Here is a 25,249-nt window from a genome sequence, read left to right on the forward strand (position 1 = left end):
CGTAGCGATTGCTTGCAGGTCGCTCGAAACAATCAGCCTCGATCCGACGGCAGTCGCTCGACCCGGCCGGGATCCGGCTCTGCCAGTTCGACAAGCTCTCGTTTTGTTCTGCGCGACGATCTGCCTGTGAAAAGACAAGTCCGGCTTGACAAGACGTCGATTACGAATTGTGGAGGCGTGTGTGACCAAGGATCTGACCCAGCTGGAAATCCTGACCGAACTCGAACCGGTGGCCGAACAGAACCTCGAGCGTCACCTGTCGCTGGCCAAGGACTGGCACCCGCACGACTATGTCCCGTGGGATGAGGGGCGCAACTTCGCCGCGATGGGCGGGACGGACTGGGAGCCGCAGCAGTCCAAGCTCAACGAAGTCGCCAAGGCGGCCATGATCACCAATCTGCTCACCGAGGACAACCTGCCCTCCTATCACCGTGAGATCGCCGAGAACTTCTCCCAGGACGGCGCCTGGGGCACCTGGGTGGGCCGCTGGACCGCCGAGGAGAACCGCCACGGCATCGTCATGCGCGACTACCTCGTGGTCACCCGTGGCGTCGATCCGGTCGCGCTGGAAAACGCCCGCATGGTCCACATGACTCGCGGCATGCACGCGCCCGACAACTGGGGCGGATTCCTGATCAACGTCGCATACGTGACCTTCCAGGAGCTGGCCACTCGGGTCAGCCACCGCAATACCGGCAGGGTCTGCGACGACGCCATCGCCGACCGCATGCTGCAGCGCATCGCCGCCGACGAGAACCTGCACATGATCTTCTACCGCAACCTGTGCGCCGCGGGCCTGGATCTGGTCCCCGACCAGGCCGTCGAGGCGATCACCAAGATCCTCACCAACTTCGTCATGCCCGGCTACGGCATGCCGAACTTCCGCCGCAACGGCGTGCTGATGGCCAAACACGGCATCTACGACCTGCGCCAGCACCTCGAAGAGGTGGTCCAGCCGGTGCTCAAGAAGTGGAACATCTTCGACCGCACCGACTTCGGCCCGCGCGGCGAGCGGGCGCGCGAGGAACTCGGCGTATTTCTGGAGAAGCTGACTCAGGATGTGCTCAAGTTCGAGGAACAGCGCGACCGCATGCTCGCCCGGGAAGCAGCCCGCGGCATCATGCAGCCCATCTAATCGAACGCCGATGCCCCGCAAGGGGTTCGGCGGTTCAGGAGTGGGCGCGCAGATGCGTGACGTCGGCCGCGGAGACGGCGTGGTCGCCGATCAGCAGACGGCCCGCGGTGTCGACATCAGTGGCGACGCCTTCCAGCGTCTGGCCGCCGGGCAATTCGGCGCGCACGAGTGCGCCGAGGGTGGCGCACCGCTCGCGGTAGACGCCGATCAGGTCGGTGGCATCCCAACCGGCGTCGTGCCACGCGGTGAAGCGGCGGGCGAATTCGGCCAGCAGTGACCGCACGAGCTCGGTACGGTCGGTGACCTTCGCGCCCGCCAGCGTGAGCGAAGTGGCATGCGGCACCGGCAGTTCCGCCTCGGTGAGACTGACGTTCAGGCCGACCCCGACGACGACGGCGGGCGCCCCACCACCGGAGGCGACTTCGGCCAGGATGCCCGCGACTTTGCGACCATCGATCAGCACATCGTTGGGCCACTTCAGATTCGCGTCCACACCGGCGCTCGCGCGCAGTGCGTCCACCACCGCGACACCGGTGAGCAGCGGCAGCCAGCCGAGCGCGGCCGGGTCGATGCCGCGCAGCCGCACCAACAGCGACATCGCTATCTGTGCGCGCGGCGGGCTGATCCAGGTGCGGGCGTGCCGCCCCCGGCCCTGCTCCTGAGTTTCGGCGAGGAGCACGGCGCGATCGGCGTCGGCGTCTCCGGCCCGGGCGATCAGGTCCGCATTGGTGGACCCGGTCGACTCCACCACATCGATCTGGGAGAAGAACGACAGCTCGGGCGACTCGATGAGACTGCGCCGCAACTGCTCTGCATCCAACGGTGGCCTGTGCACACCGGCAGGTTACTCGGTGCGCGCTGATCTACCGTGGAAGGTCGAGCCGTTGTCACCGCGGCAGGTCGCGAAGCTCGGAGCTATCCGACGAGGTCGTACTCGATGGATTCCGCCATGTCGGAGCTCTCCTCCGCCGTGGTGGACTCCTCAGCCCAGGGCTCCGCCTCGATTACGGTCGGTTCGGTCCGCACGCTCTGCCAGCTGGTCCAGGACGCCGCCGACGCGTACTCGGCGGTTCTTCGACTCCACTCCCACATTTGTTTCCCTCCCTCGTTTGTTCGGTACCGCTCAGGACCTCACGCGCGTAGTGCGCGCCCGCCTCCGATCCAACATTTCCCCGAACCTCCCCTCGGTCGAATTACCGACGCCCCCAGGCTATCTGGGCATGCTGAGGACCTGCCACCGATTTTCTGGGCGTCGAACAAGGCGCGGCCCTCGCCGCGGTTCGGTAATCAACCAGGAAGTTTGCGGTGATTCGCAGATCGGAACATGATCTAGCTGGGGTTTTCTACTGACCGGTAGCCCCCACTCGGTTACCGGGACCGACTGGCACTGGTTACACTCCGGAGCCATGACGAGTGTCCAGCAGCAGCCCGCATCGGAATCGGCGGGCACCCCCGATATCCACACCACCGCTGGGAAGCTGGCTGACCTGAGGAATCGGCTGGAAGAAGCCAAGCACCCGATGGGTGAGGCCGCGGTCGACAAGGTGCACGCCAAGGGCAAGATGACCGCCCGCGAGCGCATCCTCGCACTGCTGGACGAGGGCTCCTTCGTGGAACTCGACGCGCTGGCCCGCCACCGCAGCGTGAACTTCGGCCTGGAGAACAACCGGCCGCTCGGCGACGGCGTGGTGACCGGCTACGGCACCATCGACGGCCGCGACGTCTGCATCTTCAGCCAGGACGTCACCGTCTTCGGCGGCAGCCTGGGCGAGGTCTACGGCGAGAAGATCGTCAAGGTGATGGATCTGGCGCTCAAGACCGGACGCCCGCTGATCGGCATCAACGAGGGCGCGGGCGCGCGCATCCAGGAGGGCGTGGTCTCGCTCGGCCTCTACGGCGAGATCTTCCACCGCAACATCCAGGCCTCCGGTGTGATCCCGCAGATCTCGCTGATCATGGGCCCGGCCGCAGGTGGGCACGTCTACTCCCCCGCGCTGACCGACTTCGTCGTGATGGTCGACGGCACCAGCCAGATGTTCGTCACCGGCCCGGACGTCATCAAGACGGTCACCGGTGAGGACGTCACCATGGAGGATCTGGGTGGCGCGCACACGCATATGACGAAGTCCGGTGTCGCGCACTATGTCGCCTCCGGCGAGCAGGACGCCCTCGACTACGTCAAGGACCTGCTGAGCTACCTGCCGAGCAATAACCGCGCCGAGGCGCCGCGCTTCCCGGCCACCGACCCGATCACCGGCGCCATCGAGGATTCGCTCACCGACGAGGACCTCGAGCTGGACACGATCATCCCGGATTCGCCGAACCAGCCCTATGACATGCACGAGGTCATCCGGCGCCTGCTCGACGACGACGAATTCCTCGAGGTGCAGGCCGAACGCGCGATGAACGTCATCGTCGGCTTCGGCCGCATCGACGGCCGCAGCGTCGGCATCGTCGCCAACCAGCCCACCCAGTTCGCGGGCTGCCTCGATATCGACGCCTCGGAGAAGGCCGCGCGCTTCGTGCGCACCTGCGACGCCTTCAATATCCCGATCATCACCCTGGTCGACGTCCCCGGCTTCCTGCCCGGCACCGGCCAGGAATACAACGGCATCATCCGTCGTGGCGCGAAGCTGCTCTACGCCTACGGTGAGGCCACTGTGGGCAAAATCACCATCATCACCCGCAAGGCCTACGGCGGTGCCTACGATGTCATGGGTTCCAAGCACATGGGCGCCGATGTGAACCTGGCGTGGCCGAGTGCCCAGATCGCCGTCATGGGCGCCTCGGGTGCGGTCGGTTTCGTCTACCGCAAGCAGTTGCAAGAGGCCGCGAAGAGCGGAAACGATGTGGACGCGCTGCGCCTCGAGCTGCAGAACGAGTACGAGGACACCCTCGTGAACCCCTATGTCGCCGCCGAACGCGGCTACGTGGACGCGGTCATCCCGCCCTCGCACACCCGCGGCCAGATCGTCTCGGCACTGCGCCTGCTCGAGCGCAAGATGGTTACCCTGCCGCCGAAGAAGCACGGCAACATACCGCTGTGATCAAGCGATAACCTCGGTGGGCCGCGCACACTGGTTGCAGAGACGCAATGAGTGAATTCGAGGATGATGATCGCTTGATCCATATGACATCGAGTTGGGCATAGGCTCGGTAGAGATAGAGAGAGGATCTGGCACTGTGACGACCGTGGCAGAAGAGGACGTGTTGACCGCCGCCGAACTGGATCTCGTAGTCGATCCGATCGCGGATGTGGTCGAGGTGGTCGCACCCGCGACGCCCCCCGCCGCCGAGGCGACCGAGCAGCCGTTCATTCGAGTCATCAAGGGCGCGCCGACCGATGAGGAAGTCGCGGCGCTCGTTTGTGTGCTGTCAGCCGCCGCCAACAGCGCCGCGGGCAGCGGGTCGACCGGCCCGTCCGACTCCTGGGGCCGCCCGACCATGATGCACCGCGGCACCTCGCCGTTCTCTCCCTACGCCTTCCCGCAACTGTCACACCTGCGCGACTGAGCGGATGACGAGACTAGTTCTCGCCTCCGCGTCGCCCGCCCGCCGCGCGGTGCTTCGCTCGGCGGGCATCGAACCCGTCGTCCGGATCTCCGATGTCGACGAGGACGCCGTCGCCGCGGCACTGCCGCCGGGCACGGCACCCGATGTGGTCGTGATCGAGCTGGCGCGGGCCAAGGCCCGGTCGGTGGCCACGACTATTCCGGACTTCGCCGCGGATTGCGTTGTGGTGGGGTGCGATTCGATGCTGCTCATCGACGGCGCATTGCAGGGCAAGCCGCAGACGCCCGAGGTGGCGCGGTCCCGCTGGGCCGAAATGGCCGGGCGCAGTGCCGATCTCATTACCGGCCACTGTGTACTGCGGCTACAGGATGGCGCAATCACCGCCGAATCCGTCGACTGCAGTTCCACCACAGTGCATTTCGCCAAACCAGAACCCGAAGAGCTGGACGCCTATATCGCGACCGGTGAGCCGTTGCAGGTCGCGGGCGCGTTCACGCTCGACGGCATGGGCGGTTGGTTCGTCGATCGCATCGATGGCGATCCGTCGAGCGTTATCGGAATCGGGCTACCACTGCTGCGCCGACTGCTTGGCGACGTTGGGGTCGGCATTGCGCAGTTGTGGAGCCACTCGCCCCGCTGACGGCGGCGCGATCCGCGGCTCTGCCCCGGCCTCCGCGCCGATCGGCACCGGCGTCGCCTCGAGGCCGTGCTCCGGCTCCCGGTCCCGCCGCTGCGCCGTGAGCTCCAATCGGACCAAGCAGAGCTCCGGCTCGACGAAAGGGTGCAGCCGGACATTCACCTCGCCGCGCACGCCATTGCGGTCCAGGACCTCCTTGATCAAGCCCAGATGCACACCGCACACCACCTCGGAGTGCGTGCGCGCGAGTTCGCGCAGCGGGCAGGCGGTCAGCCGGATCAGCACCTGCTCGCTGGTCTCGGCGGCCGGATCGCGTTCGGGTGCGAAACCGAGTTCGGACATCAGCGTCATGGTGACGTCCTTGGCGTCCTCCAGCGATTCGACCGCATGGTCGCCCGCGTCGAGCTTGGCGCCCCAGGCCCGCCCGGCGGCTATGGCCGCCTCGGAGCGGCGGCGTGGATCGGGACCGAGTTGATCGGCGAGTACTTGGGCCAGCTCCTGATAACCGACCGATCGCTGGACCGCGCTATAGCCGATGCGCGGACGGCCGCGGCCGCGCGGAGGCTGCTGGAATTGGCGCACCAGCGATTCCCTGGTGAGTACATCCAGATGGAACCGAACAGTGGTGACGTGCTGTCCGGTGATTCTGGCCAGTTCTTGTGCGTCGAGAGGTTCGCTGGCGCCACGTAGGATCGCGAGCAGTCGACGCCTCGGCCAAGAATCGGACATAGCTCACCCCTCCTCCCGGGAGACTTTATCGGATGAGGGTGCGATTTATTCGCCCATTCAGCCGATTTGTGATCTGAAACGAGTTTCTCTAACGCCTCACACCTACCATCGCTGTGAGACCCGAACCGCTATAACCACCCGTCTACCTCGTGTGAAGGACCCACATCGTGCCCGTTGCCCCGGATCCTCATCCCGCGTTCGGTTCGTACGCGCATCCTCACCGACTAGTAACCACAGAGTGGCTGTCGGCAAACATCGGCACGCCGGGACTGAAGATCATCGAGTCCAACGAGGACATACTGCTCTATGACATAGGACACGTTCCAGGCGCCACCAAAATCGATTGGCGGGGCGACCTGAACGATCCGGTCACGCGTGACTATATCGATGGTGCCCGGTTCACCGAGTTGATGCGCGCCAAGGGAATCGAGCGCGACGATACCGTGGTGATCTACGGTGATCGCGGCAACGCGCAGGCAGCGCACACGTTCTGGGTCTTCACCCTGTTCGGGCATCCGGATGTGCGGCTGCTCGACGGTGGCCGGGACGCGTGGATCTCCGAGGAGCGCGACACCACCTTCGACCTGCCCTATCCGCTGCGCAGCGAGTACCCGACGGTCCGACGCGACGACGGCACGGTGCGGGCGTTCCGCGAGGACGTGCTCATGCACCTGGGCAAGCCGCTGATCGACGTGCGCTCGCCCGAGGAATACTCCGGCGAGCTGATCCAGCCGCCGATCAATCCCGAGGACGCGGCATTGCGCGGCGGGCACATTCCGACCGCGGTCAACATTCCGTGGACCGAGGCCTGCAATAGCGACGGCCGCTTCCGTCCCCGCGCCGAACTGGACGACACCTATGGCGCGCTGGCGGCCGCGGACGATCTGGTCGTCTACAGCCGGGTCGGCGAGCGATCCAGCCACACCTGGTTCGTATTGACCTATCTGCTCGGCTTCGACACCGTGCGCAATTACGACGGCTCCTGGACCGAATGGGGCAACTCGGTGCGGATGCCGATTGCCAAGGGGTATGAACCCGGTGATGCACCGGCGGGCAGTGCGCGCAAGGCCCGCACCAGGTAGACCTGATCTGCGCCATCACACCCAACCGCCCAGTGTGATCCGCGACCTACTGTTCAGTAGGGCTATCCGAGTTCGGCGTCTGTTGGCAGACTGCCTACACTCGCCCGAGACGTAAGTTTGTCGACCACGGGGCGACCAAAAAGATTGCTAACAGGAGGCTCAGTGCCCAGCCATGCCAGCGCGCGGATATCGAAGGTACTCGTAGCTAACCGAGGCGAGATCGCCGTTCGCGTGATCCGGGCGGCCAAGGATGCCGGGATCGGCAGTGTCGCGGTGTACGCGGAGCCCGACGCCGATGCCCCATTCGTGAAACTCGCCGACGAGGCCTTCGCCCTCGGCGGGCAGACCTCGGCCGAGTCGTACCTCGTCTTCGACAAGATCCTCGACGCCGCGGCCAAGTCCGGCGCCGACGCCATCCACCCCGGCTACGGATTCCTCTCCGAGAACGCCGACTTCGCCCAGGCCGTCATCGACGCCGGGCTGATCTGGATCGGCCCCTCCCCGCAGTCCATCCGCGACCTCGGTGACAAGGTCACCGCGCGCCACATCGCCGAGCGCGCCAAGGCGCCGATGGCGGCCGGCACCAAGGATCCGGTCAAGAACGCGGCCGAGGTGGTCGAATTCGCCAAGGAGTACGGCGTGCCCGTCGCGATCAAGGCCGCCTTCGGCGGTGGCGGCCGCGGTATGAAGGTCGCGCACTCCATCGAGGAGATCCCGGAGCTGTTCGACTCCGCCGTCCGCGAGGCCACCGCGGCGTTCGGTCGCGGCGAATGCTTCGTCGAGCAGTACCTGGACAAGGCCCGCCACGTCGAGGCGCAGGTCATCGCCGATAAGCACGGCAACGTGGTGGTCGCAGGTACCCGTGACTGCTCGCTGCAGCGCCGGTTCCAGAAGCTGGTCGAGGAGGCCCCCGCGCCGTTCCTCACCGACGATCAGCGCGCGCGCATCCACGCTTCGGCCAAGGCCATCTGCAAGGAGGCCGGCTACTACGGCGCCGGCACCGTGGAGTACCTGGTGCAGGGCGACACCGTGTCGTTCCTCGAGGTGAACACCCGCCTGCAGGTCGAGCATCCGGTCACCGAGGAAACCGCGGGCATCGACCTGGTGCGTCAGCAGTTCCGCATCGCCGAGGGCCACGAGCTGGCGATCACCGAGGATCCGGCGCCGCGCGGTCACTCGTTCGAATTCCGGATCAACGGTGAGGACGCCGGTCGCGGCTTCCTGCCCGCGCCGGGTCCGGTTTCGGTGTACCAGGAGCCCAGTGGCCCCGGTGTGCGCGTCGATTCCGGTGTGGTGCAGGGCAGCGTGATCGGCGGTCAGTTCGACTCGATGCTGGCCAAGCTGATCGTCACCGGCGAGAACCGTGAGCAGGCACTGCAGCGGGCCCGGCGCGCACTCGCCGAGTTCCACGTCGAGGGCCTGGCCACGGTCATCCCGTTCCACCGCGCGATCGTCGAGGATCCGGCATTCATCGGTGACGGCGAGAAGTTCGACGTCTACACCAAGTGGATCGAAACCGAGTGGAGCAACAACATCGAGCCGTACACCGCGGCCGGTGTCACCGCGGACGAGGACGAGGATCTGCCGCGGCAGAAGGTCGTCGTCGAGGTCGGTGGGCGTCGGGTCGAGGTGTCGCTGCCGGGCAGCTTCACCGTCGGCGCGGGCGCCTCGGGTGCGGGCAGCAATGGCGCCGGAGTGATCCGCAAGAAGCCCAAGCCGCGCAAGCGTGGCGGCGCCGGCGGCGGTGCGGCCTCCGGTGACGCGGTCACCGCGCCGATGCAGGGCACCGTGGTGAAGGTCGCGGTCGAAGAGGGCCAGTCCGTCGAGGCGGGCGATCTGATCGTGGTGCTCGAGGCGATGAAGATGGAGAACCCGGTCAACGCGCACAAGGCGGGCGTGGTCACCGGACTGTCCGTCGAGGCGGGCGCGGCCATCACCCAGGGCACCGTGCTGGCAGAGATCAAGTAAGTAAACAGCTGGCGAAGACCGCTTCGGAGCGGGCGCTGGACACCGACGTCCGCGCCCGCTCTGTCGTATCGTGGTCCGGTGACCAGCTCTGCCGTCGTGCCCACCGTCGCGGAGGTCATCCGCGGCCGACGTGAATCAGCTAGCCGTGCCGACGGATATCGCCTCGCCCTGGTCATCGAGGGCGGTGGCAGCCGGGGCGTCTACTCCAGCGGGATGGTGCAGGCGCTCGAAGAACTCGGACTGTCCTCGATCTTCGATGCCGTGTACGGCACGTCGGCTGGTGCGATCAACGGTGCGTGGTTCTTGTGCGGGCGGGCGCTGTCCGGCATGCGCTCCTGGACCGATCCGGTGATCATGCGGCGCGCGGTCGATCCGACTCGGCTGCTGCGCGGACGGCCTGCCTTCGATCTGAACTACCTGGTGCACCAGGTGTACGACGGCATCGAGCCGATGGACTTTCCGGCGATTCTGGCCAACACCACCACCTTTCACCCCATCGGCACCGATATTCGCACCGGGCACGCCATCGACCTGCGCCGCCACATCGTCGACAAACGCACCCTGATGACCGCGCTGCGGGCCTCCGCCGGACTGCCGATTCTCGCTGGTCCCCCGGTGCCGCTCGGCGATGCCGAGTACCTCGACGGCGGGCTCGCCGAAACCGTCCCGATCCGCACCGCGGTCCGCGACGGTGCGACACATGCTCTGGTGCTGCGCACCCGGCGCACCGACGAACAACGCCCACCCGCCTCCCGCCTGCACCAGGTCGTCGGCGGCGGCTACCTGCGCGTGCGAGCCCCCGGCGCCTATCGCGCCTGGCTGCAACGGCCACACCAGCAGTCCATCGAGGACCGCTTCCTCGCAGACCTCGGCAACGCCGTACTCCAGATCCACCCACCCCTCGGCTCCCCGAACATCGAAAGCGCCGCCCGCGACACCGCTCTACTCGCCGAGGCACTGACCATCGGCCGCCGAGCCGTGCACGCGTCCTTGGCCGCACTCGTCGACTCTGCCGAGAGCGCGAGCTGATCCCCGCCCTCCCGCATCCGCGCGCCGCCCGCTGCTCCCCGACCTAGTGCCGCGTCCGAATAGCTTCGTACCGAGCCTTCGCGCCGGGGAGTTCCGGCGAGCGGAGTCGAATGCTGGTCGGCCAGGCCGCATCCGACCGCCCTATGACTACGCTCGGCGAGCAGTTGGAGTGGGAGGGCCGCAATCTATGCGGGCTGGCCGAGCGTTGACACCGGCGACCTTGTGCTGCGCGCGTGGGTGACGATCAGCCTGTGGATTTCGCGATCGGCCTGGCCGAAGTGGCGCTGATCGGATTGGGGCGCAGGTTAATTCAGGTGGACGGTGACGCCGTTGGAGAGCATGAAGTCGTGTAGTTCGAGCTGGGTCGGGGTGGCGTCTTGCGGGACGTCGAAGACCAGTTGGGTGGTGGCGGACTGGCCGGGCTGGAGTTCGAACGAGTAGCCGTAGCGGCGCTGAGTGGTCTGCCACATGGTGGCGATCGCGTTGTGGTCGACCTCGCGGCCCTGGGTGTCGACGAGGCGCTGGCCCACCGGCAGGAACCACTTCGGCTCGTCGGAGATATTGCGCACGGCGACCGTGACCACGGAGTATGTGCCGCTCGCATTCTGCAGCCCGATCCGCGAGAGGCCGGAATCCACTGCGGTGACCACGAATTCGAACTTTCCGTCCCGCACGGGAGTATTCAGGCCGGAGAACGCCGGCGCGGGCGGTTCGGCAGATTGCGCGGGGTCACGATCGCGCGCCGCGACCGACGGATCGCCCGCGCGCGCTCCGCCGCCACTTCCGGTATTGCCGAAGGCGACCAGCGCCGCACACCCCGCCGCCAGCATGAACGGGGTCAGGAACATGACGACGAGCGCACCGACCATCCTGGACAGGAAGGACTTACGCCGCGGACGACGCCGTGGAACCCTGCGCTCGGGTGGCGCGACCCAAGGACGGCGCTGCGAGACCGTCCAGCGTGGAGCCAGCGGGACGCGCCCAGCCCGCTTCGGTTGCGGCACAGCTCGTCCGGCTGGGGACGGCGGGCGGACGAGGGATCTCGGCGGGACGGCAGCACGATTCGGCGGCCATGGCGAATTCTGTTGTGGTGCAGCATCTCCCAATGCGGCCGAGGGCGGCGCCAACCGGGTCGCCACCAGCGTCGGTGTCGGGCCCGGTTCCGGCAATACCTTGGTCGGCGTAAGCGGCCTCGGCGACGACTCGACCAGCGGCACTGGAGGTTCCACCGATGGCATCGGCGCACGCGTCTCGACCCTGGTCGGACTCGGCTGATGATCCGATACCGGTCGCTGTGGTAGCGCCGTCTGCGGCGGCGTCTGCGCGTGCAGCTGCGGCATCGGCGGCTGCGGCTGCGCCGCATTCGGCTCCGCCAGTGCGGATAGCTCAGCCGACACGGTCAACGGCTGACCCGATGCCCCCTGCTGCCCCGCTGAGACGGCCAACGGCTGACCCGACGCAGCCACTTGCTCAGCCGACGGTTTTGCCGACGCCGACGTTGACGATTGCGGTGCGGAATCGTGCGGCAGTCGCGACAGGGCGGTCGCCGCATATGCTGCGGCGGCGAATTCGCGCGCCGTGGGATAGCGCTGGGCTTGGTTCTTGGCCATGCCGCGGGCGATGACCGCGTCCAATTCCGCGGGCACCGTTGGGTTGACGGTGGACACGTGGGGTGGGGCGGTCATGAGGTGGCCGTGCATCTGGCGGGCCGGGTCGGTGTCGCCGTAGGGGCGGCGGCCGGTTAGGCATTCGTAGAGGACGCAGGCCAGGGAGTAGACGTCGGAGCGGGCGTCGACGGTGCCGTTGAAGCGTTCCGGTGCCATATAGGCCCAGCTGCCGATGGCCATTCCGGTGGCGGTGACGGATGTTTGGCCCAGGCCCTGGGCAATGCCGAAGTCGATGAGGTACGCGTGCCCGTCGGTGCCGACCAGGATGTTCGACGGTTTGACGTCACGGTGGATCAGCCCGGCCCGATGCGCGGCATCCAGACCCGAGGCCACCTGCGTCACGAAGTCCACGGCCGCGACAGGTGTCAATGTGCCGACCTTGTTCAGCATTTCGGCCAGGTCGATGCCGTCGACGTACTCCATATCGATGAACAGCCGGCCGTCGAGCTCCCCGAACCCGTGAATTCGCACGATATGCGGATGCCGCAGACTCGACCCGAGCCGCGCCTCCCGCTCGAACCGCTGCCGATACTCGGAATCCGCGGCCACCTGCTCCGCCAGCACCTTCAGCGCGACCGTGCGCCCGGTGCCGGTGTCGAGCGCCAGCCACACCGCCCCCATGCCGCCACGCCCGAGCAAACGCTCGAGCCGGTACTTCCCGAACTGCTCCCCCATCACTGACCTCCCGGTGGCCGCGCCATTGCGGAGTGGGGCGGCAACCCGATCGAAACCGCATCGCCCGAACCTATCCCGACCCTAGCCCCGCCCCCCGCCCGCGAACAGTGTGACGTCCCCTACGTACTCCTACTCATGGCCCACCCTCGACCCGATGCTTGTCGTCGGCCGAATCGCCGATGCTCGACGTGCCGAGCTTCCAGGGACCGCCGACCAGCGCCCGGCTGCTGGCGGATCGACGCCTACTTGGCCGGCTTGGGGCGGTGGCCGGGCTTGCCGTTGCTCGGCTTGTCGGTGCCCAAATCGCTGGTGCCCGGGGTGCCGGGGGCAGCCGGTCCGGAGGCTGATTGCTCGCCATTGGGCCTCGGGCCGGCACCGGAAGGCGGCGCGGGCATCCAGTTCGCCTTGTGGCCGCCCACGGACCGACATGTGAGTGGTGTGCCGTCGCTGGCGGCGGCATTGCCGTCGACATCGGGATTGCAGGGCTGTCCGGCAACCGGGGTGGATGCGTTCGGGACCGCCGCATGCGCCGACTCGGCCGGGAGCGATTCCAGTGCCGGACCGGGAAGCGTCGGCGTCGGGCGGGCCGACGACGGTGCGGCAGAAGTTGTTTCGGCTCCGCCGGGCCGCCCCAACCAGAGCCCCAGCCCGATCAAGGCGACAAGCACCGCGATGGCAGCGGCCGCATGGCCCGGCCCAAGCCCCCACCCCACCTCGCCACCACCGCACGGTTCGGCGACCCGCATCGGCTCGCCCACAAACCCGCCCACCAGTCTCGTCGCACCCACACCCCGCGACTCGACCACGGCCGCACCCCCCGACTCCACAGCAGTCACGCCAGGCGAGCCGACCACAGCCCACGACTCGGCCGCACCCGCACCCCGCGACTCGGCCGCAGCCACACTCCGCGACTCGGCCACCCCAGCCCATTGCGAATCCACCACACCCTGCCACCCCTCGGGTAGCGCACGAGTATTCGGCACGGTTACCGCCGCGATCTCGACCGTCGACGCCTCACGCCCGGTCACCGCGGCGTAAGCGGCGGATGCGAATTCGCCTGCGCTGGGCCAGCGTTCGGTCGGGGCCTTGGCCATGGCTCGGGCGATGACGTCATCGAGAGCAACGGGCACAGCGGGATTCAGAGTGGCGGCGCGGGGTGGCGCGGACATCAGGTGGGCGTGGAACTGTTGCGGAGTATCGATGTTGCCGAAAGGTCTTTCGCCGGTTAGGCATTCGTAGAGAACGCAGGCCAGTGAGTACTGGTCGGCACGGGCGTCGGTGCTGCCGCTGAAGCGCTCCGGCGCCATATATGCCAGGGTGCCGACCACATTGCCGTGGGCGGTGATCGCGGGCTGGTCGATCCGGAGCGCGATGCCGAAATCGATCAGCCGGACGAAGCCGCCGGGGCTCACCATGATGTTGGACGGTTTGACGTCGCGGTGCACCAAGCCCGCGCGGTGAGCGGCATCCAGGGCCGCCGCCGTCTGCCCGATGATCGCGACGGCCTTCGCCGGACTCATCGGCCCGTCACGTCGCAGCAGAGCCGCGACGTCGGTGCCCTCGATGAACTCCATTTCGATATATAGGCGGCCGTCGAGCTCGCCGAAGGTGTGGATCGGCACCATATGCGGCCCGGGCGCGTGGGCCGCGAGGCGGGCCTCTCTGGTGAACCGCAGCCGATAGGTCGGATCCGCGGCGTGCGTGGCGGCCAGTACCTTCAGCGCGACATCACGGTCGGCGACGGTATCGCGAGCGAGCCAGACCTGCCCGGTGCCGCCGCTGCCGAGTAATCGGTCGAGGCGGTAGTGACCGAACCGCGTCTCGCCCATATCGAAACCTCCCGCTTACCTTGCACTCATCATTGAGCTACCCCAAATCCACTCCGGCACCACACAATCCGGGAAACTGATGCCGCGGCCGAGGCGATCATGTCGTAATCGCACGGTTCAGCGTTGCGAAATTCGCCGACCGCGCCGCTAGCCTTGCTGATATGAGTGACCTGCCCGAGATCCGCATCGGCACCGCGGAGCGTGAGCACGCGATGCAGCGACTCTCCGATCATTTCGCCGCCGGGCGGCTCAGCGTGGCGGAGTTCGACGAGCGCAGCGCCGTGGTCGCGGCCGCGCTGACCCACGGCGACCTGGACAAAGTCTTCGTCGACCTGCCCGAACCCACCCTCGCCGCCGCGGTCCAGGCCAAACCCAACTCCGGTTTCCTCGACGAATGGCCGGAGCGAGTGATGGCGGTGATCCCGATCCTCGCCGTCATCCTGTTCTTCGTCACCGGCAGTTGGCTCTGGTTCCTGGCCATCCCGCTGTCGGGCGCGCTGTTGTTCGGCGATCGGCGCGCGCATCGGCACCGTGGCCGCCGCCATCGTGGCCGCAGGGAGATGGAGGACTGATGGAACCCGTCGAAATCAACGCGGGCACCTGGTACCTGCGCGCCCTGCGCGCCGACGACCGCATCGATGACCGTCCCGCCCTCGCCGACGGCGGCATCACCGATCCCGACTACGTCACCCTCCGCACCGAACAGTGGGATAGCGAAACCCACTTCTCCTGGGCCGTCTGCGAACCCACCACGGCCGAACTGGTCGCCGAAATCGTCGTGACGCCCGGTGCCGATGACACCGCCGAACTCACCGGCTGGGCCCGCCCCGGCTACGAATCCGCCCTCGAAACCGGCACCACCGCCGTCCGCCGCTTCGTCGAAGGCGGCCTCGGCTTACACCTGCACTGAGGGTTGCCACACAAATCCGCCTCGAGCGTGCACTTTTCACGAATGCGACAGCCATCGCTACCCAAAAGTGCACGCTCAGGCCCGAATTCACAGCCAGCTAGTGCCGCGTCCAGATAGCTTGCGGCAGCTCACCGAGCGAAGTGATATGGCGGTTGAATGTCGCGTGTGCGACCACTATTCGACTACGCTCGACGGAACTTTTCGCCCCCAAGGCGGCACTAGCGCATGACGCCGGTATGGCCAGTGGAGTAGCGTCCAGGTTGGGGCCAGATCGTGAGCCCGTGCGCGCCACGTCCAACAGGTATGCGCGCCAAGAGATTCCAGTTCACGATATCGATCGCGTAGACCTCACCGTGGTGGCGTCCGGAAACCCAGAAAACCCGCCCGTCCGCGGACAGATTGCCCATATCCGGACTGCCGCCGCCCGGGATCGACCACTTGTGCACCAACTTGTTCTCGGCGAAATCCCATACCGAGATGCTGCCCTCGTGCCGGTTGGTGATGAGCATCTGTTTGGAGTCGCGGGTGACATACAGCCCGTGCGCGCCCTTGCCGGTCGGCACGAAACCGGTGTTCTCCCAGGACGATGCGTCGATTGTGTAGATGCCGTCGGCGACCATATCGGCGATGAAGAAGGTGCGTCCGTCCGGCGAGAGCTTGACGTCCTGCGGTTTACCACCGCGGCCGTCCGGCAGGTCGATCATCTTGACCACCTTGCGCTCGGCGACATCGAAGACCAGCATCCGCCCGATGAATTCGCAACTGGCCAAGGCGAATCGGCCGTCGGCGGTGAAGTCCATATGGTCCACGCCCGCACAGTCGGGCACCGCGAGCTCATGCACCTTCTGCCAGGTGTGCGGATCGTAGAAGTCCAGTGATTTATCCGCCTCGGCGACGACGAGCGCGTATCGACCGTCCGGCGTGAAGTACATGTTGTAGGGATCGCGAACCGGGAATGGTTCCCCCGGTTTGCCGGTGCGCGGGTCGATCGGCAGCAGGCTGCCACTGCCGATCGGCAGATCATTGGTGACATACAGCGTCTGCATGTCATAGGACGGCACCACATGCTGAGGTTCGCGCCCACCCGCGGAGAAGTTGTCGATCACCCGAAAGGTGTCCGGATCGATCACCGAGACCGAATGCGATTCGCTATTCGGCACGTAGACCAGGGGCCGATGGTCGGCCACCGCCGGGCTCAGCTCCCGGTCCGCGGCATACACATCGGTCGGCGACAGCGGCGGCGGCATGCCGGGCAGCAGATTCTCCAGGTGCGGCGGCACGCTGGTGGCGACGACCGAGCTGGTAGGCGGGTTCGCGACGCCCGCAGATCCGGCCTCGCTCGCCGCGCACCCCGCGACCGTCACGAGGACGGTCAGCGAGGCGAGCAGCGGTCGAATGGCGGCGGTCCGGCCGTTCGGTGCGCAGCTTCGGTGATCGCGCTGTCGGTTCACGCGCTGCACCGTGCCAGGGGGTGGTGAAGACGAGATGACATGGATGCGAAGCCTAGGCGGTGCCGCCCGGATTCCGAAGCAATCCCCGCCCGGGAGCGGCGGATTGCCCGATTCATCCGGAAATGTGTACTCGGACAGCCAAATTTCCGATTGTGGCCAGCTGGCTATCCGACGTCGCAGAGCACCCGATCGAGCGCGTCGACCGCGGCGTCCAACTGGGCCTCGGTGACGGTTAGCGGCGGCCGGAACCGAATGCCACGCTCGCCCGTCCCGAGAATCAGCACATGCTCGCGTTCCAGCAGCGCGGTCAACACCTCGTCGCGCAGCTCGGCCGTGGCCAGCGTGATCGCGCACATCAATCCGCGCCCGCGCGGTTCGGTGACCCGAGGATGGTCCGCGGCAAGCTGTTCCAGGCGGCGCAGTAGATGCGCGCCGAGCGGCCGTGACCGTTCGATCAGCTGGTCACGCTCGAGCACCTCGAGGATGCGCCGGACGCGCACCATATCGGTGAGGTTGCCGCCCCAGGTGGAGTTGAGCCGGGATTTGACGGCGAAGACGTTCTCGGGCACCACGTCCACGCGCCCGCCCGCCATCACCCCGCAGATCTGGGTCTTCTTACCGAATGCGACCACATCCGGTTCGAGCCCGAATTGCTGGTAGGCCCAAGTGGTTCCGGTCATGCCGACACCGGTCTGCACCTCGTCGAGGATGAACAGCGAGTCGTGCTCGTGACAGAGCCGCTGCACGGCTTGCAGGAACTCCGGGCGCAGATGGCGGTCGCCACCCTCGCCCTGGATCGGTTCGGTGATGAAACACGCTATGTCGTATGGGTTTTCGGCGAAGGCGCGACGCGCCTGGTCGAGCGCGCTCGCCTCGGCGGCGGCGATGTCGACACCGTCGGCGAGGAACGGCGCGTCGATGCGCGGCCAATCGAACTTGGGGAAGCGGGCCGTCTTCACCGGATCGGTGTTGGTCAGCGACATGGTATAGCCGGTGCGGCCGTGGAACGCTCCGGTCAGATGCAACACCTTGGTGCCGAGTTCCGGTGCGCGCCCGTGGGATTCGTTATGCCTGCTCTTCCAGTCGAACGCGATCTTGAGTGCGTTCTCCACCGCTAGTGCGCCGCCGTCGATGAAGAACAGGTGCGGTAGCCGGGGGTCGCCCAGCACGCGCGCGAAGGTCTCGACGAAACGGGCCATCTCGACGGTGTAGATATCGGAGTTGCTCGGCTTATTGAGTGCGGCCACAGCCAGTTCGCTGCGGAACTCTTCGTCCTCGGCCAGAGCCGGATGGTTCATGCCAAGGGCATTCGAGGCGAAGAAGCCGAACATGTCGAGGTAGGAGCTGCCGTCACGTTCGTCGACGATCAGGCAGCCACGGGATTTCCGTAGGTCCAGCACCAGGTCGAATCCGTCGACGAGGATGTGCGCCGACAAGATCTCGTGTACCCGGGAGGCGGGGATGACCGGTGCAGTGTCACTCCCCGCGCGGGTGCGCTCCAGTTCCATGGTCACACCCGTAGGGTAACGTAAATCTTTACGAAAATTCTACGGAATAACGAAGTAATTACGGTCAGCGGCTACCTGTCGTAGAATGTCTGCAAGATGATGGTGCTTCGAGTTCGCACGTTGGCGGTCGCCCTGATCTCCTGTAGCAGTTGCTCGAGGTGCCGAGGAGAGGCCACCCGCACCAGCAACACGTAACTCTCGTCGCCGGCCACGGAGTGGCATGCCTCGATTCCCGGGATATGTTGCAGTACGGCAGGCGCGTCATCGGGTTGCGAGGGGTCGAGAGGAGTGATGGCGACGAATGCCGACAACAGCTGTCCCAGTGCCTCGGGATCGACATGCGCCGTGTAGCCACGAATCACCCCGCGTGCCTCTAATCTGCGGACCCGCGATTGCACAGCCGACACCGATAGGCTCGCCTTCTCGGCCAGATTCGACAGGGTGGCGCGACCATCGGCCATCAGTTCACGAATCAGCAGGCGATCGATGTCATCGAGTACGGGTCTTGCCGGTGTATCCGCCATCAGCGAAGGCTAACCCAGCGGAGGCTACTCGTGGCGAAAACTTTTGCTCGTTAACCCACCGTACCCATCCGACACCGTTCGGCGACCCAAAGCTACAGCGGAGCAACCGATGACATACATGCTCGACGACCACCTGACCGAGAACCTGGCCACCCGCGCGGCCGACCTGCTGCGCGCGCTCGGTGCGGCGCCGCCGGTAACGGGTGAGTTACCCGCGCGCACACCGATTACCGGTGGCACGCTGATGACCCTGCGCGCCGATTCCCTCGACGAGGTGGATGCCGCGATCGGGAGAGCGGCCCAGGCGTTCCGTGGTTGGCGCGGGGTGCCCGCGCCGGTGCGGGCCGCGGTAGTACGTCGGCTGGCCGAACTGCTCACCGCGTATAAGGCCGACTTGGGCGAACTGGTCACCCTGGAGGCGGGGAAGATCGGCGCCGAAGCGGTCGGCGAGGTGCAGGAGATGATCGATATCTGCGAGTTCGCGATCGGACTGTCGCGACAGCTCTACGGCAAGACCATGCCATCGGAACGGCCCGGGCATCGGCTGATGGAGACCTGGCATCCGCTCGGCGTGGTCGGGGTAATTTCGGCATTCAATTTCCCGGTCGCGGTGTGGGCGTGGAATACCGCGCTCGCGCTGGTCTGCGGTGACACGGTGGTGTGGAAGCCGTCGGAGACGACACCGCTGACCGCACTGGCCTGCCACACGCTGTTGCGCCGCGCGGCCGCCGATGTCGGCGCGGATCCCGAAGTGCACCAACTGATTCAGGGTGGTTCCGAGGTCGGGTCCCGGCTGGTCGACGACGAGCGGGTGGCGCTGGTGAGCGCGACCGGTTCGGTGCGGATGGGGCGCATCGTGGCACCGCGGGTGGCCGCCCGGTTCGGGCGGTGCCTGCTGGAGTTGGGCGGCAATAACGGTGCGATCGTCACGCCCACAGCGGATTTGGAGCTGGCGGCGCGCGGCATCGTATTCGCCGCGGCGGGTACGGCCGGGCAGCGCTGTACGACATTGCGTCGGCTGATCGTGCACGCAGATGTCGTCGGACCGCTGCTGGATCGAGTGGCCGGTGCGTATCGACAACTGCGCGTTGGCAATCCGCTCGATGACGGTGTGCTCGTCGGCCCATTGATCAACGGCAGCTCCTACGAAGGGATGCGTAGGGCGATCGATCGCGCCCTTGCCGATGGCGGTGAATTGGTCTGCGGCGGTGAGCGAGTCGACGGCTTCGGCGATGACGCCTACTACGTGCGTCCCGCGATCATGCGCATGCCCGCCCAGACCGCCGTAGTCCGCGAGGAAACCTTCGCACCGATCCTGTACGTGCTGACCTACCGTGACTTCGACGCCGCCATCGACCTGCACAACGGTGTGCCACAAGGCCTTTCCTCGGCCGTCTTCACCGCCGACCAGCGCGAGGCCGAACGCTTCCTCGCCGCCGACGGCTCCGACTGCGGCATCGCCAACGTCAATATCGGCACCTCGGGTGCGGAAATCGGCGGTGCGTTCGGCGGCGAGAAGCAGACCGGTGGCGGACGGGAGTCCGGCTCGGATTCGTGGAAGGCGTATATGCGGCGGGCCACCAACACGATCAACTACTCCGACCAGCTGCCGCTCGCCCAGGGGATTCAATTCGGCTGAGCCACTACCTGTCCCGCGATCCGTGGACTTCGTTCGGTAGCGGAAAAATCGTTCGCGCTACCCGCCGGCCTCGGCGTACCGTTGATCGCACGACGCAGGGTGGAGCAGCTAGGTAGCTCGCTGGGCTCATAATCCAGAGGTCGCAGGTTCGAATCCTGTCCCTGCCACTGACGGTCCGGGCCGGTCGGTTTCCAAACCGACTGGTCCGGGCCATTTTTCGTCGGTGGTGGTTTTGCGGCGAGTCGCCGCGAGTGTCGGTAACGGGTTGTCTGCTGGGCCGATGGAGCGTGTAGTCCAGGCACCCACACCCATTGACCGGCCTGGCAGTGTCTCAGTAGGGGAACATGAAAAACCGCTTCACCGCACTCGTCGGCACCGGCATCGCCCTCGCGGGCGCGCTGACACTCTTACTCGGCGGCTGTGCGTCGCCATCGAGCGGCCCCGGTCTCGTCGCCGCGTCGACGTCGACTACATCGAAAACCATCTCGGTACCGACTACGACGACGACAACCGCCGCACCCACACCGCTGAGCACCGCGACCTCGGCCTCACCACCGGCCGCCGCGCCCGCACCGATCGCCTCGATTCCACCCGCGACCACGGCATACCAACCGCCCGTGGCAGCCGCACCGCAGGCCCAGCCCATCTGCGGCGACGATTCCTATCTCAACTCGGACAACCAATGTGTCCACCGTCCGCAGTCGGCCCCCGCCGCACCACCCGGCGCCACCGCCCGCTGCACCGACGGCACCTACAGCTACAGCCAGCACCGCTCCGGCACCTGCTCCCACCACGGCGGCGTCGCCGCCTGGCTGTAGCCTTCGGCCACGAATGACGCGGCCGATCACCATTGGTCGGAATGTCTGCGGCTAGAGCTGCGGCGGTTCGATGCCGAGGTCGAGCAAGCCGTTTCGGTAGAGCTCGACATTGGCGAGCTTGATGTCCTCGTAGCCGCGAACCATATCGGGGAGGGCCGCGGCTCGGGCGGCGCGATCGTAGCCTGCCGGGTCGAGGTCGGCAGCCAAGGCGATCACCATTTCGGTGTAGTGAGCGAGCAGGGCCCGTTCCACTCGGCGGACATGGGCGTAGCCGAACGGGTCGAACTTGGTGCCGCGCAAACGCTTTCCTTTTGCCAGGACACGCAGTGCGAGGTGGCTGCGCGGGCCGAGGCCGATCTTCTTCTTGCGGCCCATGGCGCGCAGGATCGGGGGGTGTAGGCGGTAGGTGAGGTTGGCGCCGTCGGGGAGTTGGTCGCCGACCTGGTCGAGGAAGGCGGGATCCGTCAGGCGGCGGGCGACTTCGTATTCGTCCTTGTAGGCGGTGAATTTGTAGAGGCCGCGGGCCACTTGCTCGCTGAACTCGGTGCGATCGGTGACCCGCCGCTCGGCATCCCAAATGCTCTGCACAGTGCGCACATAATCGCGGGCAATCCGCACGCCTTGGAAGCCGATCAGCTCGACGGCGCGCAATTCGAGCAGCCGCCTGGTCTCACCCGACGCCGTGACACCGTCGAAAAGATCTGCCGGAATGGCGATCTCGGCGCGTTCGCGCATCTTGCCTCGGGTGGCGGCGGCGAATTCATCCGGGCGTGCGATCGCCGCTCGACCCCAACGGAACGCCGCGATATTGGCCTGCACCGCGACACCGTTGATCTCGATGGCCTCCTCGATCGCCGACGCGGGCAGGCGCAGGCCACCGATCTGGTAGGCGGCGCCGACGAGCAGGAAGTTGGCGGCGGCGGTATTGCCGAAAAGCACCTCGGCTGCGGCCAGTGCATCAAACGATCGCACCGAACGCGATACCTGCTCGAGCCGGGAAAGCAACTCGCCCTCTTCGGGATACGCGACGGACTTGTCGTAGACCATATCGCCGGTCGGGGTCCGACTGGTCGACGCGACCGATAGCGTCGTCTGCTTCGAGCCGTAGGCCAGGTTCTTGTTATCGGTGGCCGCGAGCAGGTCGAAGGCGACGATGCAGTCGGCCGAACCGGGAGTCAGACGGTTCGCCGGTTCCAACTCGCCGCTCGCGAAGCGCAGGTGCGACACGACCGGTCCGGCCTTCTGGCTCAGGCCGATCTGGTCCAGGCTCGCCACTTCGTATCCGGCGCGCAATGCCGCGGTCGCCAGCACCTGATTCACCGTCACGATCCCGGTCCCGCCGATGCCAGCGAGGAAGACGTTCTGCGTCGTCGCGGGGGCGGCATTCGGGAGGTCGGGCAGTGCCGGCGGCTCGGCGCGTCGAATTGCCTTGCGCTTCTCGGCTTTCGCCGGATCGGGCAGTTCGACGGTGACGAAGGACGGGCAGTCGCCGTCCATGCAGCTGTAGTCGGTATTGCACGAGGTCTGATCGATCCGGGTCTTGCGGCCGAATTCGGTGTCGACCGGCTGCACCGAGAGGCAGTTGCTCTTGACACCGCAGTCGCCGCAGCCCTCGCAGACCGCCTCGTTGATGACCACCCGGGTCCGCCGCACCGGCAGCGTGCCCCGCTTGCGCTGACGGCGCGCGTCGGCGGCGCAGTGCTGCTCGTAGATGAGCACGGTCACGCCGGGAATCTCACGCAGCGTGCGCTGCGCCTCGTCGAGCCGATCCCGGTGCCAGAGCATGGTTCCGGCGGCGAGGTCGCGCTTGCGGTACTTCTTGGGTTCGTCGGCGCAGATGATGATCTGCCGCACGCCCTCGGTGCTGAGCTTGTGGGTCAGCATCGGCACCGCGAGTGCGCCCTCGGCGTCCTGTGCTCCGGTCATCGCGACGACATCGTTGTAGAGCAGCTTGTAGGTGATGTTCACACCCGCGGCGATGCAGGCCTGCACCGCGAGCTGACCGGAGTGGAAAAACGTTCCGTCGCCGATGTTCTGGAACAGATGCCCCACCGTGGTGAACGGGGCCTGCCCGATCCACTGCGCACCCTCGCCACCCATTTGGGTCAGCCCGGTGACCTTGCTGTCGTCGCGGCCCGACATCGTCACCATGGTGTGACAGCCGATGCCGCCACCCGCCAGCGACCCGTCCGGTACGGCGGTGGACCGGTTGTGCGGGCAGCCGCTGCAGAAGTAGGCGGCGCGCTTGGCGGGCAGAACCGCGAGCGACAGCGGTTGCGGCAAGGGACGTTTCATCTCCAGGTAGTCCTGCAGCGCGCGGCGCAGCGGTGCCACGATGCGGCCGGAGGTGAGCTCGCCGTCCTGGGCGAACAGCGGCCGGTTCGCGGCATCGCGCTTACCGACGATGTGTGGGGCATCGGCCGTGCCGTAGAGGATTTCGCGGATCTGAGTTTCGATGAACGCGGTCTTGTCCTCGACGACCACGATGCGCTCCAGCCCTGCCGCGAACTGCCGGACCCGTTCGGGTGCAATGGGATACGGCATCCCGATGCGCAGCAATCGGACTCCGGCGCGCATCAGCGCGTCATCGTCGACTCCCAGGTCGATCAGCGCTTGGCGCACGGCGTCGAATGTGGTTCCGGTGGCGGCGATTCCGATCGTGGCCCGCGGCGGATCGACCTCGATGACGTCCAGTTCGTTGAGCGTGCTGTAGGCCTTGACCAGCTCCCAGCGTGGTCCGTACAGATCCGCCTCGGCGATCACGCTGTCCGTCGGTGCGGCCATCGGGCGCTGCAGGTAGGTGAACGGCCGGCCCTCCCACTCGATTTCGGGCACCGTGATGTCGATATCGCCCACTCGGCCGTCGACCGTCCATGCGCCATCGGCCACATCGGCGACGATCTTCAGTGCCACAAGGCATCCCGACACCCGCGACAGTGCGACACCGTGCAGACCCATCGTGATGATCTCGCGCGCATTGCGCGGAAACAGCACCGGGATACCCATCGCGGCCAGCGAACGCTCACTCACCGCTGGCACGGTCGAGGATTTCGAGGCCGGATCGTCGCCGACCAGCAACAGCACGCCGCCACGGGCATTCGCGCCGTACATATTGGCGTGCCGCAGCGCGTCCGTCGCGCGATCGAGCCCGGGCCCCTTGCCGTACCAGACCCCGACGACGCCGTCATGCGTCGCGTTGCCCGCGGGCAGATCGGCCTGACTGCCCCACACCGAGGTCGCGGCGAGTTCCTCGTTCAACCCCGGCACAAAGGAAATATCGTGCTCGGCAAGCACATTCGGCATCCCGTTCAGCATCTTGTCGACGCCGCCGAGCGGACTGCCCTGATATCCGGAGACGAAGGTGCCGACCCGCCGCCCGGCGCGCAGATCACGAACGTGCTGCTCGACCAGTTGTCGGGCGATCGCCTGGACGCCGGTGAGCACAACGGTGCCCGAGCCGACGCGGTAGCGGTCGGCAAGGTCATATGGGGCTGGGATCAGTTCGCGGTCCGCGAGCTCGGTCATCTCGTCCACCCGTCCGCTAGGCGCCGATCCGGCGCTTCGCTTCGTTGAGCATTTGTTGCCGCCATACTGTCGTTGAAGAGCTGAACGCACAACCGATGCGTATCAGATTGAGCATCTTGCTCAATTTTGACAACTCTCATTGGGCAAGAGATATGCAGGATGCGAAGTGAGATGTGACCCCGGACACGCGAGCGGAATGAGCCGTGTCACGCTCCGGGCTCGACCGTCCAGCGCCGACCGCGCACACGATCTTGTGTCGTCGGTCCTCACGACCCGCGATCTTCGTTGTGAGGTATCTCATTCCATCGGGATCACATCGCGAGATCGCCCATTGTTGCGCTAATTTCGCACCGGATGGTGCCGCGCTCGCGGCAACCGGGTGGCCGCGGAGCCGAAGGAGGTGCGAAGAGTCTGCCGCGATCGGCTCGCGTTCGGTTCGGCCGCCGGTTCCTTCTCCCCATCCGTGCAGTGAACGAAGCAGTTCACTGCGATCCCCCCTTGTAGTGCCGGTCCGTCCGACGACGGCCGAGGTGTGTCGGGGCCTTCGGTCGTGTCGTCGGTGGCGGCTGACCATCGAAGGAAAGACTTGTCCAGAGTTCCATTCAGGATC

At 66.5% G+C, this 25,249-nt stretch carries 21 protein-coding genes and 1 tRNA gene; 12 read left to right on the forward strand and 10 right to left on the reverse strand.

Features of this window, described 5'->3' with window-relative positions; genetic code table 11:
* The first annotated feature begins 181 nt into the window (after positions 1–181).
* Positions 182–1,135 carry an acyl-ACP desaturase gene (locus tag ACHQ4I_RS37935; RefSeq protein ID WP_420776747.1) on the forward strand — a complete coding sequence of 318 codons (954 nt, stop codon included), beginning with the start codon at positions 182–184 and terminating at the stop codon, positions 1,133–1,135.
* 34 nt (positions 1,136–1,169) lie between these two features.
* Here the strand turns inward: ACHQ4I_RS37935 and ACHQ4I_RS37940 are convergent, their stop codons facing one another.
* Both ACHQ4I_RS37940 and ACHQ4I_RS37945 read right to left on the reverse strand, forming a co-directional pair.
* The gene (locus ACHQ4I_RS37940; protein WP_420776748.1) at positions 1,170–1,970 is read right to left on the reverse strand and encodes a biotin--[acetyl-CoA-carboxylase] ligase; all 801 of its coding nucleotides are present in this window, start codon (positions 1,968–1,970) and stop codon (positions 1,170–1,172) included.
* Between the two features lie 80 nt (positions 1,971–2,050).
* Positions 2,051–2,227, reverse strand: coding sequence for a hypothetical protein (locus ACHQ4I_RS37945; RefSeq protein ID WP_420776749.1), 177 nt, complete (start codon positions 2,225–2,227; stop codon positions 2,051–2,053).
* A 314-nt stretch (positions 2,228–2,541) separates the two neighbouring features.
* Here ACHQ4I_RS37945 and ACHQ4I_RS37950 point away from each other — a divergent pair, with 314 nt between their 5' ends.
* From ACHQ4I_RS37950 to ACHQ4I_RS37960, 3 genes are all read left to right on the forward strand, one after another.
* Positions 2,542–4,182: an acyl-CoA carboxylase subunit beta gene (locus tag ACHQ4I_RS37950; protein ID WP_420776750.1), complete on the forward strand. Its 1,641-nt coding sequence runs from the start codon at positions 2,542–2,544 to the stop codon at positions 4,180–4,182.
* Between the two features lie 136 nt (positions 4,183–4,318).
* Positions 4,319–4,648 carry an acyl-CoA carboxylase subunit epsilon gene (locus ACHQ4I_RS37955; protein ID WP_420776751.1) on the forward strand — a complete coding sequence of 110 codons (330 nt, stop codon included), beginning with the start codon at positions 4,319–4,321 and terminating at the stop codon, positions 4,646–4,648.
* Between the two features lie 4 nt (positions 4,649–4,652).
* Positions 4,653–5,288, forward strand: a complete 636-nt coding sequence (locus ACHQ4I_RS37960) for a Maf family protein (protein ID WP_420776752.1) — start codon at positions 4,653–4,655, stop codon at positions 5,286–5,288.
* On the opposite strand, the gene ACHQ4I_RS37965 is transcribed toward ACHQ4I_RS37960, so the two are convergent.
* Positions 5,214–6,014, reverse strand: coding sequence for a helix-turn-helix transcriptional regulator (locus ACHQ4I_RS37965; protein WP_420776753.1), 801 nt, complete (start codon positions 6,012–6,014; stop codon positions 5,214–5,216). The two genes, ACHQ4I_RS37960 and ACHQ4I_RS37965, sit on opposite strands and share 75 nt — an antisense overlap.
* 167 nt (positions 6,015–6,181) lie before the next feature.
* On the opposite strand from ACHQ4I_RS37965, the gene ACHQ4I_RS37970 reads away from it, so the two are divergent.
* The 3 genes from ACHQ4I_RS37970 (at position 6,182) to ACHQ4I_RS37980 (ending at position 10,093) form a co-directional block, all read left to right on the forward strand.
* The gene (locus ACHQ4I_RS37970) at positions 6,182–7,096 is read left to right on the forward strand and encodes a sulfurtransferase (protein WP_420776754.1); all 915 of its coding nucleotides are present in this window, start codon (positions 6,182–6,184) and stop codon (positions 7,094–7,096) included.
* A 162-nt stretch (positions 7,097–7,258) separates the two neighbouring features.
* Positions 7,259–9,064 carry an acetyl/propionyl/methylcrotonyl-CoA carboxylase subunit alpha gene (locus ACHQ4I_RS37975; protein WP_420776755.1) on the forward strand — a complete coding sequence of 602 codons (1,806 nt, stop codon included), beginning with the start codon at positions 7,259–7,261 and terminating at the stop codon, positions 9,062–9,064.
* 78 nt (positions 9,065–9,142) lie between these two features.
* The gene (locus ACHQ4I_RS37980; protein ID WP_420776756.1) at positions 9,143–10,093 is read left to right on the forward strand and encodes a patatin-like phospholipase family protein; all 951 of its coding nucleotides are present in this window, start codon (positions 9,143–9,145) and stop codon (positions 10,091–10,093) included.
* 305 nt (positions 10,094–10,398) lie between these two features.
* On the opposite strand, the gene ACHQ4I_RS37985 is transcribed toward ACHQ4I_RS37980, so the two are convergent.
* Together ACHQ4I_RS37985 and ACHQ4I_RS37990 are read right to left on the reverse strand one after the other, a co-directional pair.
* Positions 10,399–12,435, reverse strand: a complete 2,037-nt coding sequence (locus tag ACHQ4I_RS37985; RefSeq protein WP_420776757.1) for a serine/threonine-protein kinase — start codon at positions 12,433–12,435, stop codon at positions 10,399–10,401.
* A 242-nt stretch (positions 12,436–12,677) separates the two neighbouring features.
* Positions 12,678–14,264 (reverse strand): serine/threonine-protein kinase, encoded by a 1,587-nt coding sequence (locus ACHQ4I_RS37990; RefSeq protein ID WP_420776758.1) that lies wholly within the window; start codon positions 14,262–14,264, stop codon positions 12,678–12,680.
* Positions 14,265–14,425: 161 nt separating this feature from the next.
* On the opposite strand from ACHQ4I_RS37990, the gene ACHQ4I_RS37995 reads away from it, so the two are divergent.
* Positions 14,426–14,836, forward strand: coding sequence for a DUF1707 SHOCT-like domain-containing protein (locus ACHQ4I_RS37995; protein WP_420776759.1), 411 nt, complete (start codon positions 14,426–14,428; stop codon positions 14,834–14,836).
* Positions 14,836–15,174, forward strand: a complete 339-nt coding sequence (locus ACHQ4I_RS38000) for a hypothetical protein (RefSeq protein WP_420776760.1) — start codon at positions 14,836–14,838, stop codon at positions 15,172–15,174. Before ACHQ4I_RS37995 ends, ACHQ4I_RS38000 begins: the two co-directional genes overlap by 1 nt.
* A gap of 218 nt (positions 15,175–15,392) precedes the next feature.
* Here the strand turns inward: ACHQ4I_RS38000 and ACHQ4I_RS38005 are convergent, their stop codons facing one another.
* The 3 genes from ACHQ4I_RS38005 to ACHQ4I_RS38015 form a co-directional block, all read right to left on the reverse strand.
* Positions 15,393–16,625, reverse strand: coding sequence for a YVTN family beta-propeller repeat protein (locus tag ACHQ4I_RS38005; RefSeq protein ID WP_420776761.1), 1,233 nt, complete (start codon positions 16,623–16,625; stop codon positions 15,393–15,395).
* A gap of 164 nt (positions 16,626–16,789) precedes the next feature.
* Positions 16,790–18,133, reverse strand: coding sequence for an L-lysine 6-transaminase (gene lat / locus ACHQ4I_RS38010; RefSeq protein WP_420777075.1), 1,344 nt, complete (start codon positions 18,131–18,133; stop codon positions 16,790–16,792).
* 71 nt (positions 18,134–18,204) lie between these two features.
* Positions 18,205–18,657, reverse strand: coding sequence for an Lrp/AsnC family transcriptional regulator (locus ACHQ4I_RS38015; protein WP_040686931.1), 453 nt, complete (start codon positions 18,655–18,657; stop codon positions 18,205–18,207).
* Positions 18,658–18,766: 109 nt separating this feature from the next.
* On the opposite strand from ACHQ4I_RS38015, the gene amaB reads away from it, so the two are divergent.
* On the forward strand, positions 18,767–20,296 hold the full coding sequence (gene amaB, locus ACHQ4I_RS38020) for an L-piperidine-6-carboxylate dehydrogenase (RefSeq protein ID WP_420776762.1): 1,530 nt from the start codon (positions 18,767–18,769) through the stop codon (positions 20,294–20,296).
* A 93-nt stretch (positions 20,297–20,389) separates the two neighbouring features.
* Positions 20,390–20,463, forward strand: a tRNA-Met gene (locus ACHQ4I_RS38025).
* Between the two features lie 164 nt (positions 20,464–20,627).
* Here the strand turns inward: ACHQ4I_RS38025 and ACHQ4I_RS38030 are convergent.
* On the reverse strand, positions 20,628–20,897 hold the full coding sequence (locus ACHQ4I_RS38030; protein WP_420776763.1) for a hypothetical protein: 270 nt from the start codon (positions 20,895–20,897) through the stop codon (positions 20,628–20,630).
* Positions 20,898–20,913: 16 nt separating this feature from the next.
* On the opposite strand from ACHQ4I_RS38030, the gene ACHQ4I_RS38035 reads away from it, so the two are divergent.
* Positions 20,914–21,114: a DUF3761 domain-containing protein gene (locus ACHQ4I_RS38035; RefSeq protein ID WP_420776764.1), complete on the forward strand. Its 201-nt coding sequence runs from the start codon at positions 20,914–20,916 to the stop codon at positions 21,112–21,114.
* 51 nt (positions 21,115–21,165) lie between these two features.
* Here the strand turns inward: ACHQ4I_RS38035 and ACHQ4I_RS38040 are convergent, their stop codons facing one another.
* Positions 21,166–24,639: an indolepyruvate ferredoxin oxidoreductase family protein gene (locus ACHQ4I_RS38040; RefSeq protein ID WP_420776765.1), complete on the reverse strand. Its 3,474-nt coding sequence runs from the start codon at positions 24,637–24,639 to the stop codon at positions 21,166–21,168.
* Between the last annotated feature and the right edge of the window lie 610 nt (positions 24,640–25,249).

The sequence above is a fragment of the Nocardia nepalensis genome, from assembly GCF_048910785.1.
Taxonomy (GTDB): Bacteria; Actinomycetota; Actinomycetes; order Mycobacteriales; family Mycobacteriaceae; genus Nocardia; species Nocardia nepalensis.